General features: G+C 49.9%; 12 protein-coding genes. 5 read left to right on the top strand and 7 right to left on the bottom strand.

Features of this window, described 5'->3' with window-relative positions; translation table 11 throughout:
* Positions 1-229: 229 nt before the first annotated feature.
* The 5 genes from GO003_RS07545 to GO003_RS07525 all read left to right on the top strand — a co-directional run bounded on the left by GO003_RS07545 (position 230) and on the right by GO003_RS07525 (position 7,220).
* Complete coding sequence (locus tag GO003_RS07545) at positions 230-1,867, top strand: NAD(P)-binding protein (RefSeq protein ID WP_159653711.1); 1,638 nt, start codon at positions 230-232, stop codon at positions 1,865-1,867.
* A gap of 3 nt (positions 1,868-1,870) precedes the next feature.
* Complete coding sequence (gene nifJ, locus GO003_RS07540) at positions 1,871-5,452, top strand: pyruvate:ferredoxin (flavodoxin) oxidoreductase (protein ID WP_159653713.1); 3,582 nt, start codon at positions 1,871-1,873, stop codon at positions 5,450-5,452.
* 11 nt (positions 5,453-5,463) lie between these two features.
* Positions 5,464-6,477, top strand: coding sequence for a dihydroorotate dehydrogenase-like protein (locus GO003_RS07535; protein WP_159653715.1), 1,014 nt, complete (start codon positions 5,464-5,466; stop codon positions 6,475-6,477).
* A gap of 139 nt (positions 6,478-6,616) precedes the next feature.
* Positions 6,617-6,865 carry a DUF2442 domain-containing protein gene (locus tag GO003_RS07530; protein WP_159653717.1) on the top strand — a complete coding sequence of 83 codons (249 nt, stop codon included), beginning with the start codon at positions 6,617-6,619 and terminating at the stop codon, positions 6,863-6,865.
* 136 nt (positions 6,866-7,001) lie between these two features.
* A complete protein-coding gene (locus tag GO003_RS07525) occupies positions 7,002-7,220 on the top strand; it encodes a hypothetical protein (RefSeq protein ID WP_206444600.1) in 219 nt (72 codons plus the stop codon).
* Here the strand turns inward: GO003_RS07525 and GO003_RS07520 are convergent.
* From GO003_RS07520 to GO003_RS07490, 7 genes are all read right to left on the bottom strand, one after another.
* On the bottom strand, positions 7,203-8,075 hold the full coding sequence (locus tag GO003_RS07520) for a VPLPA-CTERM sorting domain-containing protein (protein WP_159653719.1): 873 nt from the start codon (positions 8,073-8,075) through the stop codon (positions 7,203-7,205). The two genes, GO003_RS07525 and GO003_RS07520, sit on opposite strands and share 18 nt — an antisense overlap.
* A gap of 1,070 nt (positions 8,076-9,145) precedes the next feature.
* On the bottom strand, positions 9,146-9,322 hold the full coding sequence (locus GO003_RS07515) for a hypothetical protein (RefSeq protein WP_206444601.1): 177 nt from the start codon (positions 9,320-9,322) through the stop codon (positions 9,146-9,148).
* A 119-nt stretch (positions 9,323-9,441) separates the two neighbouring features.
* Positions 9,442-9,654 carry an addiction module protein gene (locus GO003_RS07510; protein ID WP_159653721.1) on the bottom strand — a complete coding sequence of 71 codons (213 nt, stop codon included), beginning with the start codon at positions 9,652-9,654 and terminating at the stop codon, positions 9,442-9,444.
* Between the two features lie 125 nt (positions 9,655-9,779).
* Positions 9,780-12,140 (bottom strand): xanthine dehydrogenase family protein molybdopterin-binding subunit, encoded by a 2,361-nt coding sequence (locus GO003_RS07505; protein ID WP_159653723.1) that lies wholly within the window; start codon positions 12,138-12,140, stop codon positions 9,780-9,782.
* Positions 12,137-12,604, bottom strand: coding sequence for a (2Fe-2S)-binding protein (locus GO003_RS07500; protein WP_159653725.1), 468 nt, complete (start codon positions 12,602-12,604; stop codon positions 12,137-12,139). The genes GO003_RS07505 and GO003_RS07500 overlap by 4 nt, the downstream gene beginning before the upstream one ends.
* Positions 12,605-12,836: 232 nt before the next feature.
* Positions 12,837-13,640 (bottom strand): XdhC family protein, encoded by an 804-nt coding sequence (locus GO003_RS07495; RefSeq protein ID WP_159653727.1) that lies wholly within the window; start codon positions 13,638-13,640, stop codon positions 12,837-12,839.
* Positions 13,637-14,272, bottom strand: coding sequence for a nucleotidyltransferase family protein (locus tag GO003_RS07490; RefSeq protein WP_231088861.1), 636 nt, complete (start codon positions 14,270-14,272; stop codon positions 13,637-13,639). Before GO003_RS07490 ends, GO003_RS07495 begins: the two co-directional genes overlap by 4 nt.
* Positions 14,273-14,319: the final 47 nt, after the last annotated feature.

The following is a 14,319-nucleotide window of genomic DNA, read 5'->3' as shown; positions in this document are numbered from 1 at the left end:
TTACTTACATTCCCATTTCGTATGAATTAAACTCTCCTCTGAATTTATCGTTTTTCTGCTCTTCAGTTGATCTTTAAGCGGTCCTCTGATTGCGGGAATTATCGAACATTGCGAGTCCACCGGCAATGAATACCGGGTTCAGCTTTGATTAGCCCTATCCGCAACAAACTATTTCATGGAATCTTTTCCTAAAGCTGCTTTCTCCAAATCAAACAAATGAGCTGACCTAATGAGCAAGAATCCTTCTGATGTCACGCGTCCGGCTAATCTTCAAAGTCACGAATTGGGTACGGGTGCCATTCGCAGTCAACGGCCTGTTTACAAAGACTTTTTACCACCTTGTAACAATGCCTGCCCGGCGGGTGAAAACATTCAAGCCTGGCTTGCTTTAGTACAGGCCGGTCATTTTAAGCAGGCCTGGCAGGTCATCATGCAGGACAATCCATTGCCCTCTGTGCATGGCCGCGTCTGCTATCATCCCTGCGAAACCAGCTGCAACCGTTCACATTTTGATAGCGCCGTCAGCATTCATGCTGTTGAACGCTTTCTCGGCGATATGGCGGTAGCCGAAGGCTGGACCATTGAATCCGAGGCCGCACCCAGCGGCAAACGCGTGTTAATTATCGGTGCCGGGCCCAGCGGCTTATCAGCCGCTTATCATTTGGCGAGAAAAGGACATAAAGCGGTCATTTACGAAGCGGGCCCGGTCGCCGGCGGTATGATGCGCTTTGGAATTCCGACCTACCGTTTACCGCGTAAAGAACTGGATCAGGAAATTGCCCGCATAGAATCTTTAGGCGTCGAAATCATCCTTAATCGCAAAGTTAATAATCTTTTAGCCGATAAAAAGGAAGGCAATTTTGACGCGGTATTTGTTGCTGTCGGTGCGCATTTAAGCAAACGCGTCGACATACCGGCCAGGGAAGCCTCAAAAATGCTGGATGCCGTAACTTTCTTACGTGAGGTTGCCGCAGGAAATTCGCCCAAAATAGGCCGTAAAGTGGCTATATACGGCGGCGGTAATACCGCAATGGATGCGGCCCGAACCGCCAAACGACTTGGCGCAGAAGAAGCCTTGATTATCTATCGCCGCGACCGCGAACATATGCCAGCTCATGATTTCGAAGCGGATGAAGCGCTGGAAGAAGGCGTCAAAATCAACTGGCTGCGGACGATCAAGGAAATGGATGAGACATCATTGACCGTTGAGGTCATGACCATTGACAAGAATGGCCGCCCGCAACCGACAGGGCAATACGATACATTGGAAGCCGACTCACTGATTCTGGCGGTCGGACAGGAAACGGATACGGGGTTTTTACAAGCCGTGCCTGGAATTGATTATAAAGATGACGGCACCGTTATCGTGGATTCGACCATGCAAACCGGATCAAACGGCATCTTTGCCGGCGGCGACATGGTGCCCAGCGAACGGACTGTTACGGTCGCCGTCGGACACGGCAAAAAAGCGGCCCGGCACATTGATGCCTGGCTAAGCAACAGCCGCTATACCCAGCCACCAAAACATGACTTGGTCAGCCATGAGCACCTCCACACCTGGTATTCGACGGATGCCGATCAAAAAGCCCAGGGCATTCTGGACTCCGGGCAACGCGCCGGAAGCTTCACTGAAATTGTCTCAGGACTTACGACTGCCGATGCCACTTTTGAAGCGCAGCGCTGCTATTCTTGCGGCAATTGCTTTGAATGTGACGGCTGTTACGGCTCGTGTCCTGAAACTGCCGTGGTCAAACTGGGCCCCGGAAATCGTTACCGCTTTGATTATGAAAAATGTACCGGGTGTGCCGTCTGTTACGAACAATGCCCGTGTCATGCCATAGAAATGCAATCTGAACAGGGAGCTTAAGCAATGACTGAACAACAACTGGTTACTGTCGACGGCAATGAAGCGGTTGCGTATGTGGCTTATAGAACCAATGAAGTCTGCGCGATCTATCCTATCACGCCCTCGTCGACCATGGCCGAATGGGCTGATCAGTGGGCGAGCGAAGGCAAAACCAATATCTGGGGCAATATTCCGCTGATTGCCGAAATGCAGAGCGAAGGCGGTGCCGCCGGAGCCGTTCACGGCGCGCTGCAAACAGGCGCATTGACGACGACTTACACCGCATCGCAAGGCTTATTGCTGATGATCCCGAACATGTACAAGATCGCAGGGGAACTGACCTCGACGGTTTTTCATGTTGCCGCCCGTTCATTGGCCGCTCAAGGCTTGTCGATTTTTGGTGACCATTCGGATGTGATGGCTGTCCGCGACACCGGCTTTGCCCAATTAGGCTCCAGTTCGGTTCAGGAAGCACACGACATGGCTCTGATTGCCCAGGCTGCGACCCTGGAAGCACGGATTCCCTTCATTCACTTTTTCGATGGTTTTCGTACTTCTCACGAAGTTAATAAAATCGCATTGCTGGACGACCAGCAAATTCGCGCCATGATTGACCCGATAAAAGTCAGGGAACACAGAGCCAGAGGCTTGAATCCGGATAATCCGTTTATCAGAGGAACAGCGCAAAACCCGGATGTCTATTTTCAGGCGCGTGAAACGGTTAATCCTTTTTATCAGCAAACACCGGCCATCGTCCAAAAAACCATGGACAAATTCGCTGAATTAACCGGCCGCCACTATCAATTGTTTGAATATTCCGGCGCAGAGGATGCCGAACGCATTATCGTGATCATGGGTTCAGCCGCCGAAACGGTCAAACAAACCGTCAAGGCTCTCGTTAATCTCGGCGAAAAAGTGGGTGTGATCCATGTGCGCCTCTATCTGCCTTTTGACGAGAAAGCGTTTTTAGCGGTTGTACCCGGCACCACCCTTAAAGTTGCAGTGCTGGACCGTTGTAAAACACCCGGATCTACCGGTGAACCTTTGCTTCATGATGTTATTAACACCTTGACAGAAGCCTTCACTACCGATGAATTAGCCAACCTGCCCCGGACCATCGGAGGCCGTTATGGCCTGTCCTCCAAAGAATTCACTCCGGCCATGGTGAAAGGCATTTTTGACGAGCTTAGCAAAGACAAGCCCAAGCACCGCTTTACGATAGGCATCAACGACGATGTCGGCCATACCAGCCTCGACTATGACCCGGGTTTTAATATTGATCCGGACAATGTCATCTCGGCATTATTTTATGGTTTGGGTGCCGATGGTACGGTTGGCGCCAATAAGAACACCATCAAAATCATCGGCGATATCCCTGACTTTTTCGCTCAGGGTTATTTTGTCTATGATTCAAAGAAATCAGGCTCTCAAACAGTATCGCATTTACGTTTCGGCCCTGATCCGATTCACGCGCCCTATCTTGTCCAATCGGCACAATTCATCGGGTGTCATCAATTCAATTTTCTGTTCAAAACTGACATTTTGGCAAAAGCTGCAGAAGGCTCGGTCTTTCTTTTAAATTGCCCTTTCTCTGCTGAAGAGGTCTGGCAGCATTTGCCCCGCTATGTGCAAGACAAGATTATCGGCAAAAAAGTGTCCTTTTATGTCATCGATGCCACCACCGTAGCACGCGAAAGCGGCATGGGCAGCCGTGTCAACACCATACTGCAGACCTGTTTTTTTGCTCTTTCCGGGGTTTTGCCCAGAACTGAGGCCATCGCCAAAATTAAAGAAGCGATTAAAAAAACCTACAGCAGAAAAGGCGAGGAAATTGTTTTAAAGAACTACGCCGCCGTGGACCAGACACTGGCGCATTTATATCAGGTCACGGTTCCTGAGACAGCGACGAGCACACTGGCAATGCCGCCTATTATTCCTGTCGAGGCACCGGAATTTGTGCAAAACGTTACCGCAAAAATGATTGCCGGTTTAGGGGATGACCTGGCCGTCAGCGAAATGCCGATAGACGGCACTTACCCATCGGGCACGACGGCTTGGGAAAAACGCAATGTTTCCGATTTTGTCCCTGAGTGGAAACCGGAACTTTGCATACAATGCGGCAACTGCAGTTTTGTCTGTCCACATTCCGTCATCCGAGCCAAGTTTTATCATCAAAGCGCGCTGGATGTAGCTCCGGCAAGTTTCAAATCGGCGCCTATCAGTGCGCGCGGTTTTCCCGAAACCCGCTACACCTTACAAATCTATCTGGAAGATTGCACCGGCTGCAATCTCTGCGTCAGCGTTTGCCCGGCCTTAAGTCTTAAGGAGAGCGGCGTTAAGGCGATCAACATGAAAGATAAAGAACCACTCATGGTGTCTGAGAAAGAAAACATCAGCTTTTTTGAAACCTTACCGGTCAACGATAGAGCCAGAGTCGATTTTTCTTCCATACGCGGCGCTCAATTCCTGGAACCCCTTTTTGAATTCTCGGGTGCCTGTGCGGGCTGCGGAGAAACCCCTTATGTCAAACTCATCTCGCAATTGTTTGGTGACCGCCTGATCGTAGCCAATGCGACCGGCTGCTCTTCAATCTACGGGGGGAATTTACCGACCACACCCTGGACGAAAAATCATGAAGGCAGAGGCCCTGCCTGGTCAAATTCATTATTTGAAGATAACGCTGAATTCGGCTTCGGATTTCGGTTGACTGCGGACAAACACCATGATCTTGCGGTTCAACTCACCCGCCAGTTTGAAGCGGAATTGGGCGCCGGATTTATCCGCGACATCACCAACGCCAAACAGAAAACAGAATCTGAAATTCGCTTACAACGCGAACGCGTCGCTGAATTAAAAGCTGTGTTATTGCATCTGGATACAGAGCCTGCTCGTGATCTGTTATCGGTGGCCGATCATCTGGTACGCCGCAGCATCTGGATTGTGGGTGGCGACGGCTGGGCTTATGACATCGGCTCGGCGGGACTCGATCATATTCTGGCCAGCGGCCGGGATGTCAATGTATTGGTTATGGACACCGAAGTTTATTCGAATACCGGGGGCCAAATGTCCAAATCCACGCCCTTGGGCGCAGTAGCAAAATTTGCCGCCGCCGGAAAGACCGTTGCCAAAAAGGATATCGCACTGCAGGGCATCTCCTATGGCAATGTCTATGTTGCCCGTATCGCAATGGGAGCCAATCCGCAACAAACACTATTGGCCATGCGTGAAGCGGAAGCTTATCCGGGGCCCTCATTGATTCTGGCTTACAGCCACTGCATTGCGCATGGTATTAACATGCAAAACGGCTTGAAACAACAAGCGCTGGCCACCGCTACCGGCTATTGGCCATTAGTCCGTTACAACCCGGCACTCAGGCAGGCGGATAAAAACCCCTTCGTACTGGATTCGCCTAGACCTCGCAGAGCTTTTAAAGATTATGCTTACAATGAATTACGCTACAAAATGCTGCAACGCACCAATCCGGATGAAGCGGATAGGATGCTAGAACTGGCCCAACAGCTGGTTAACCAGAAATGGGATATTTACGAACAAATGGCAACCCGCAAAGGTAGCCAGTTTCATCCCGACGCCACCTTTTCCGAGTAGAGGCAACCTGTATGGACTTATCCACACGTTACATGGGACTAACTTTAAAACACCCGATTGTGGTGTCTTCCTGCCCTTTATCCGATTCTCTAGCCGGAATCAAGACACTCGAAGATTCAGGGGCCTCGGCTATTGTCTTGCATTCCTTGTTTGAAGAACAGATTCGCCGGGAAAACGATGCGTTCGATTTTTTCCTGGAATCAGGCTCGGACAGCTTTGCCGAATCACTTAATTTTTTTCCGCATATTTCCGATGCCCCTAAAGATTCTGACCGCTACCTCAACAATATCAGAAAAGCGGTAGAAAGCACCGATATTCCGATTATAGGGAGCCTGAACGGCATCACCAACAGTGGCTGGATTGATTATGCAAAGCTTATTCAAGATGCCGGCGCCCACGCGCTGGAATTAAATATTTACTTTTTACCCACGGATATCAACTTAACCGCTCAAGAAATTGAACAACGCTATTTTGAAATATTAAAATCCGTCAAAAAAGCGGTCACAATACCGGTAGCGGTTAAGTTAAGCCCTTTTTTCAGTGCCATCGGCAATATGGCAAAACGCCTGGATGAGACAGGAGCCGACGCCCTGGTTTTATTCAACCGCTTTTATCAACCGGATTTTGATTTGGATAAATTGCAGGTTGACCCTCGATCCAGCTACAGCAGTCCGGATGAAATCAGACTGCCGCTGCTATGGATTGCCGTATTGCATGGCCAGCTAAAGGCATCGTTAGCTGCCAGCCGAGGCGTGCACTCGCCGGTGGAAGTTATCAAATATCTGCTCGCCGGAGCCGATACGGTCATGGTGGCCTCCGCATTGATGAAAAACGGGCCGCAATTTTTGCAGGTACTCGTGGATGGACTGGAACACTGGTTAACCGCTCGCGGCTATCTATCTCTGGAAGAAATTAAAGGCGTCATGAGCAAAAAGAATGTGTCCGATCCCGGCGCTTTTGAAAGAATCAACTACATCAAAGTATTGGAAAGCTTTGAGAATCCATTTACCGCAGGCCACTATTAAGGATTTGGCCTCACTAACTTCGCGTAAAATGCGCCTTGAAGCGGGTTCGGTTATTCACTAGATTGACTGCTATTACTGCGAAATGAAAAAAATGTGGGATACCCAGGAATTTCATAAATTACCTCCATTGGAGTAAGTCATGCGATATCCAAAGGTCAAATCAGCATCGGCAATTGACGATCATACTCTACTTGTTGAGTTCGATAATAACGTAAAGAAAAAATATGATGTCACTCCATTGCTAAGTAAGGAGATGTTTTACCTATTAATGAATCCAGCCTTATTCAAATCTGTAAAAGTTGAACAAGGAGGATATGCTGTGGCCTGGAATAGCGAGATTGATATCAGCGAGTACGAACTTTGGAACCATGGTCAAGCAACGCCATAACAAAATGCAGCACACAATGAGGCTGGAGCATGTATTTTGAAAAGACGATGTGATTTAACCCTAGTCTTTAATGGTTGATTACAAGACTTGACCCCCTGAGTTTTCTCAGGCAGTGAACAACCATCTACACTTTTGTATGATGGCGTCAACGATCACCTGGCTTTATGCGGATCGCTTGAAAGCCGACCCGGAACGTCGGCATAAAGTGAAGGGGCGAACCAGTTTTGCCTTTTCGGATGTTCGGCGGCTTATCGCCGAGGCCGCACTCAATGATGATTTTGATAGGGTTTGCCCCAAACCAGGCAAACCCACGAAAAATTCTCTGGTAGCTGTGTTGCTACGCATGGTGGCCTAATGAATTTTTAGGAAACTTCAGTTCTTTAGCGACAACGCCCTTACGTCGCCCCATGCCCGCTAAACCGACTAAACCGCTACCCATTAACCAAATTGCGCTTGGTACCGGAACGGAAGATACCGCATATGAACCAACGCCCAAACTAAAGCCGCCCACGTCGGTGTATGCTGCCCCACCTAACATTCCCGCATTTCCAGGAGCCATAAACAAATCACCAGCCAAGAGCCAATTATTGGCATCGGTGACTGTCAAATTTAAATTGGCCAAATCGTAGACATCCAATGTGAAACCAAAGTTGTTATTAACATACCAACCGGATCTGCCGTTGCTGGTGCGAACAGGGTCAAATTCAAGGGAAAAATCTCCATTCGATAGATAACTTGGTTTGCCATTAAATTCGGGTATATAAAATCCATGCAGCCCCGTCATACCAAGCTTTTCCCCGGAAACACCTGCCAGAGTATCCGAGTCAATACTAAAACCGGCAGTAGTCGCTTGCACATGTCGAGATGCCTGTTGACCAGTAGGATTAGTCCCCACCGGAGTAAGGTCATGCACAAGATTGGTCGCCGAGATTTGATGCGGGCCAATAGTTGCACGAAAATCACTGCCAGAGACTAAAGTAGGATCCGATGCAGCAGTATTCGAAAACGAAGACAAGTAGTAGTTATTAGTGCCCAAAAAGCTGCCAAACGCGTAATTTCCTAAGGCGGTACTGTCTAAGTTAAAAGTAAAGGCTCCGCCGTTGTTTGCATACAAAGTGGTGGCACTGGCAGATAACGGCGCGAGTAAACTTATAGTAGCCAACGATAGTGCGGTTGCCAATTTTGATACTGAAACTACTGAGGGTGTCATAGTTGTTCCTATGGTTAAAAGATAGATAATTAATGCAATGCTTAATTACAGGCTTCAATTTGAGCCATTTTTATTTCCTGCCAAACTGATTTTTTTTAAATCAAAAACTCGATGCCGCTAAATAATTAACCCATTGCAATCAGTATTTCATTATTTTCGTTAATTTGACTTGCTCAACCAGTAACGTAAGATGTTGTCAGGATTACAATCTAATAGTATTAAAGCAATATTTAGACCAACTAAATAATGCTCTACATATCAATGAACTAAGGTTTTATTTAGAGCGATTCGGAAGTAAACGCAGAAAAAAGGTGAAATCACCTATTTTAGTGTGTGAAATAACGCATTCGCATCAGTTCGTAGGATCTGAACAACGTGAAGCGCATCGTTCATGATTGATGCACATCCTTACGTCGGCACATCTTTGTATGATGAAATTTATTGAAAACATACACCTGGGTAGCCTGGATGGAGCTTGCGGAATCCGGGGCTTTCGAGAAGCCAGAGTCAGGCCTTGCAAACAAGTATTTCTTTACTTAAATGCGCCGGGCAGTTGGATGCTGTATCGATAGGAACCGCATCAATCGTGAAAGATGCGGCTTGTTCCTCACTGCATCCTACAAGCGCACAATTCATGACGGGCCTTAAGATAAAGTTAGATTTTGCGATCAACAGAACAATGGCGCCAGGTTCCTGCCATCAAGCATTTTGAGAGAAGATCTATGTTCGATCAACCGGCAGTTTAATAAAGCACGACCAGGTAAGGTTCAGGATAAAGAATTCTTATTTTTGTAAAAAACTCCAATCGTCGGCCTTATTTTTCTTGATTAGCGACCTGCCCCCCTTCAATGCTCGAAAAAACTCTAGAAAGTGCCTGATTATAAAGAGGCTTCAGCTCTAACTCTTTTTCCCCAGCCGACCGTGTCATTTCGGCAGGGATTGCCGAAATCCAGACCGCATGGATAGCTCGAAGCTTACCATCCTTGGCACTGGATGCCCGTTTCCGGACGGGCATGACGAGCTTGTGGATTTAGCTGAAACAGCTTACTAATCAGGAGAAAGTTTAGGTCTTACTCTTTTTCCAATCTTCCCGCCAGCCATGCCGGACTTCTTCGGCAATCCAGCACGGCATAAACAATAATACCCTGCTTTTCGACGACATAATAAACCGCAAAAGGAAAGCGTTTGGAGAGTAATCGGTAATAGTTGCCGAAAAACTGCTGATGTATGCCGTAATAGATGAGCAAGGAATCAATATCCGAAAATAACGAATCCAGGAAATAACTTCCTAATCCCTGCGATTGTTTTTCATAGAATTGATAGCCATTGACTCAATCTTCATTGGCTATCGGGAGAATTTTGATATTCATTGCGTCCGTTGACGGATTGCATTTTTGGCATCTTGCCAGTCCATAGATTGTTCATGTCCGGCCCGTCGGTTTTCTTCCCTGATTTGCAAAACATCGCCATGCCAATCCGGTGATTGCACGTTTTGGTGCTGGCAGTGATCGTCCCATATTTGTTCCATCGTGGCGAGCTTCTCTTCCAAGCTCATGTTGCTGATTACGACCGCGTTCATAGTGTACCTATTGGCTTTGTAGATTTGTTGGGGATATTTTTGGCATAAATACAGGGCCGTAGGATGCGCCATTTATGACGGGCCTGACGAACAAGGTTAGATTTTGTCGGCTCGCCGTCGTCCGGTCAGTCTTTACGCAATTGATCGCGGATAGGCAACTGGCGAATACGTTGACCGGTTGCCGCAAAAATGGCATTGCACAATGCCGGCGCGATGGGCGGCACACCCGGCTCACCTACCCCGCCTAACGGCGTGTCATACTCGGCAGCCGGAAGAAGATGGACCCGGATTTCGCGCGGCGCATCATCTATACGGGTCAGCTGGTAGGCATGAAAATTATCCTGCATCACAGCGCCATCCTTGAAACTGATTTCGCCCAGCGTAGCTAAACTGACTCCCATAATGCAGGCTCCTTCAATTTGCGAACGGATACGTTCCGGATTAACCTGCGGTCCACAATCCACGGCTACATCAATGCGGGGTATGCTCAATTTGCCAGCTTCACTGACGGCAACTTCAACCACAACCGCAACGTATGTGACGAAACTATAATGAGCGGCAAGGCCTAATCCGCGGCCTTTGGAAAACTTGCCTCCCCAATTGGCCGCATCGGTAACAGTTTCTATCACGCGGCGCAGACGGCCGGTGTCGACCGGATACAACACCGGCGATTCGCCTTGATTCCAGGTATCGCCAAGGGTGCGCGGATCAATACGGCGCGGCGGACCGATCAGGTCGAGCAGATACTCCTTGGGGTCGCGTCCTGCCACCGCAGCCAGTTCGGCTACGAAAGACTGAATCGCGAAAGCATGGGGGATATTGGATACTGAACGAAACCAGCCAATGCGCGTATGCGCCTCGGCTTCCGGATTTTCAATGCGCAGATTAGCAATGGCAAAAGGCACATTGATAACCCCCATACCCAGTTCCGTCGGCATTTGGTGCTTGCTATCGGGACCAAAAGTCGAGGAAATGGTCGGCGCTACCGTCCGGTGCAACCAGGCTACCGGCTTGCCCTGAAGGTCCAGTCCGGCTTCCAGACGTTCAACTGAAACCGTATGAAAATAAGAGTGATGCAGATCGTCTTCGCGGGTCCAGGTCAGCTTGACCGGTTTGCCATCCATCGCCTGCGATAATAGCGCCGCCTCGATGACATAATCCGGTTTGGATTTGCGTCCGAAACCCCCACCCAACAACGTGACATGCACAGTAACATTGTCTTCCGTCAGCTTGAGCCATTTGGCCACGCGTTCCCGAGACACCTGCGGAGCCTGTGTGCAGGCCCAAATTTCGCATTTTCCATCAATGATCTGCGCGGTTGCTGCAGGAGGCTCCATCGGAGCCTGGGCGAGATGCGGGGCGTAATATTCGGCTTCCACACGCTTGACAGCACTTTGCAAAGCAGCATCGACATCGCCCTCGGTGCGAACCACTTTGCCCGGTTTACGCGCAGCTGCCTCGAGTTCCGCCTTATACGCCACAGAATCGTAGCTTCCATGGGGACCCTTTTCCCATTCAATCTTCAGCGCATTGCGCCCCTGGATGGCCGCCCAGGTATTACGGGCAATTACCGCGATACCACCTAACGGGTTGTAATCAGCAGGCGGAGGACTGCTTTTAAGCTCGATCACCTTGACCACACCCGGCACCTTGAGTGCTTCGTTGGCATCGTAACTTAAAAGCTTGCCGCCAAATACGGGAGGGCGAGCGATTACAGCATAAAACATGTCTTTGAGGCGGGTGTCGATGCCGTATTGCGCTCTGCCGGTAACCATATCCTGGCCGTCATAAATGCCGACCTGACCCTTGCCGATATAGCGGAAGTCTTCCTGTTTTTTCAGATGCAAGGTTTCCCGGACAGGTACCGGTAATTTTGCCGCCGCTTCGGCCAGTTGCCCATAATCGAGCACTCTGCCGGAGGCTGGGTGAAAAATTTGATGCTGCTTGGCAGTGACTTCCTGAACCGGCACTTGCCATTGAGCAGCCGCAGCCGCCTCCAGCATGGAGCGGGCTGCAGCGCCGACTCTGCGCATGGGCATAAAGAAATGACGCATGCTGCGGGAGCCGTCAGTATCCTGATTACCGTAACGCACTTCGTCGCCAGGCGCCTGCTCAACATGAACACGCTGCCAGTCTGCTTCCAATTCGTCGGCCACCACCATAGGGAGACTGGTGCGAACACCTTGTCCCATTTCTGACCGATGGCAAATAATGGTAACCGTACCGTCGGTTGCTATTGCTACAAACACCAGTGGATTATCTACCCAGCCATGCGGCATGGCGTCCGCGCCGTATTTCTGGGGGTCCGACGACACGGCAGTTTCTTCTGCTCTTGACAGCGAAGGGAATCCGGCAGCCAGGACAAATCCGGTGAGAGCCATATCCTTGAGAAAGGCACGTCGGCTGACATTGGCAATCTGTAAACTGCCGTCGTCTGCGTTTAAGGAATCGGTGCTCACTTCAGAACTATTCAATGACTTTTTCATGCGGTCACCTCCGTTATACCCGCGGCCTGCTTGATTGCAGCGCGTATACGGCAATAAGTCCCGCATCGGCAGATATTGCCGCTCATTGCCTTATCGATATCTGCATCGGTGGGTTTGGGCGTTTGTTTGAGTAAGGCCGTGGCCGCCATTATCTGGCCGGACTGACAATAACCACATTGCGGAACACCCAGCGACATCCAGGCGTCCTGTACCTTTTTTCCGGTCTCATCCTGAGCGATGGCTTCTATCGTCACAATATTTTTTCCTACGGCAGCCGAGATAGGTGTCACGCACGAAAGCGTAGGCACGCCATCGAGATGCACTTTACAAGCGCCGCATGATGCGATGCCGCAGCCAAATTTGGTTCCGGTTAAACCCACGAAGTCGCGTAAGGCCCAAAGGAGGGGGGTGTCCGCAGGCAAATCGATATTAATGGGCTTGCCGTTGATAGTAAGCGTGGTCATCGGTTGTTTCTCCCTCCAAAATTTGGAGTAAAAGGCAGTTACGCCTCAGGGTTTAATCGTGGCACGAGTGTCATTCGACATCTTACCCGGGCATTATCTGACAGTAAAGGCATCCGATTCAGGATTAGGGGCCGGATTAAATCGCTGTAAATTGTTGGGCAAATCCTTAGCAACCTGAACCTGTGCCGGGTCGACCCTAAATCGAATCAACCCAAATCAGCGCTCGCTGTGTTCATTGTTCTGTTACGCCGGACAACCCCTTGTTCAAAGGTTGCCCGTGCCCTCCCCGCCTTACCATGACCATTTCACTGACAATGGACAAAGCGATTTCTTCCGGCAGCTTTGCTCCCAGATCCAGTCCGGCAGGAGTGCGCACTCTGGCAAGACTGGACCCGGTGAAGCCTTCTTTCTCTAATCGCGCCAATACCAGACCCGCCCGTTTGCGGCTGGAAACCAGCGCGATATAGAGGGCGTCTGATTGCAAGGCACGGGTGAGGGAATCATAATCCCCCTTGTGATGGGAGGCTATCACAACGAAATCGCCGGGATTTGGCTGCAATTGCTGGTAGCGGCTATCGTCGCTGATGACACAGTGAGCAGTGGGAAAATTTTCCGTCGAAGCCTTTGAATCATTAACGATGACATCGAAGCCCAACCGGCAGGCGAAGTAGCAAAGACTTTCCACAATGCCTCCATGCCCCATTAGCCAAAGCACAGGATTTGGCATTACCGGCTCGACGTAGACCCGCATACTGCCCCCGCACGGCATCCCCGCGCCGAAAAATTCGTCATTAAGATCGATATCAATCACGCAGGATTCTCCGATTTCAAAACATTCAAGCGCAGCCTGGGACACCATCGATTGAGCACAGCCACCGCCAATCCAGCCTGCGATAACCTTGCCCGAAAAATCGATCAGCGCCTTGGCTGCCGGTTTGGCCGAGGATGAACCCAGTATTTCCACTACCGTGGCTAAAGCATAGGGACGGCGCTCTCTGCGAAGTTCGATCTGCAAATCAAGAATGTCCGGGATCATAATCGTTTTTTATAGTTTGTCATGAGGTTCAAATCTTCCGGTTTATCAATATCCTGAAGCACTCCCGGATCATCACAGTCAACAATCCGGATTTGCTTTTGATAAGACTGAATAACTGACTTTGCGCCGGCATCGCCGCTCAAAGCCAGAAGATCCGGGTATAACATCTGTGAAAAGCCAACCGGATGCCCGCGTTTGCCTTGCCAGACGGGCGCGGCGATTATTGCACCCATTCTAAGCGTATCCGCTACGTTACGGATGGTTGACGGCGCTATCCAGGGCATGTCTGCCAAAGCAATCAGCCAGCCAGCCGCATCAGGACGGGCCCGGATGCCGAAAACAAGACTTGCACTCATACCTTGTCCGGCCTCTGCGCATATCCGAACCTCAGCACCTTCCCCCTGTAACTGAGCTGCCAGTGCCTCGCATCCGGGACGCACAACGGCCAGTACGCTATCGGTTCCGGCTAATAAATTGCGGCAGGCACGCACCGCAATCAGGTCGCCATCAGGCAACCGTTGGGTCAGTTTGTCTGCACCAAAACGTTGGCTGGCACCCGCAGCCAGCAAGATACCGGCAATCGATCCCATCAGTCTAAACGCAAACAAGAGAGGGCGATTTGACTCTCCCATTTATGGATTATTAGGGTCATATCTGCAATTAAGTAAATCAGGGCAAT

It is taken from the genome of Methylicorpusculum oleiharenae, assembly GCF_009828925.2.
Lineage (GTDB): Bacteria > Pseudomonadota > Gammaproteobacteria > Methylococcales > Methylomonadaceae > Methylicorpusculum > Methylicorpusculum oleiharenae.
Note: the sequence above shows the minus strand (reverse complement) of the source record. Positions and strands in the feature narration are given on the sequence as shown.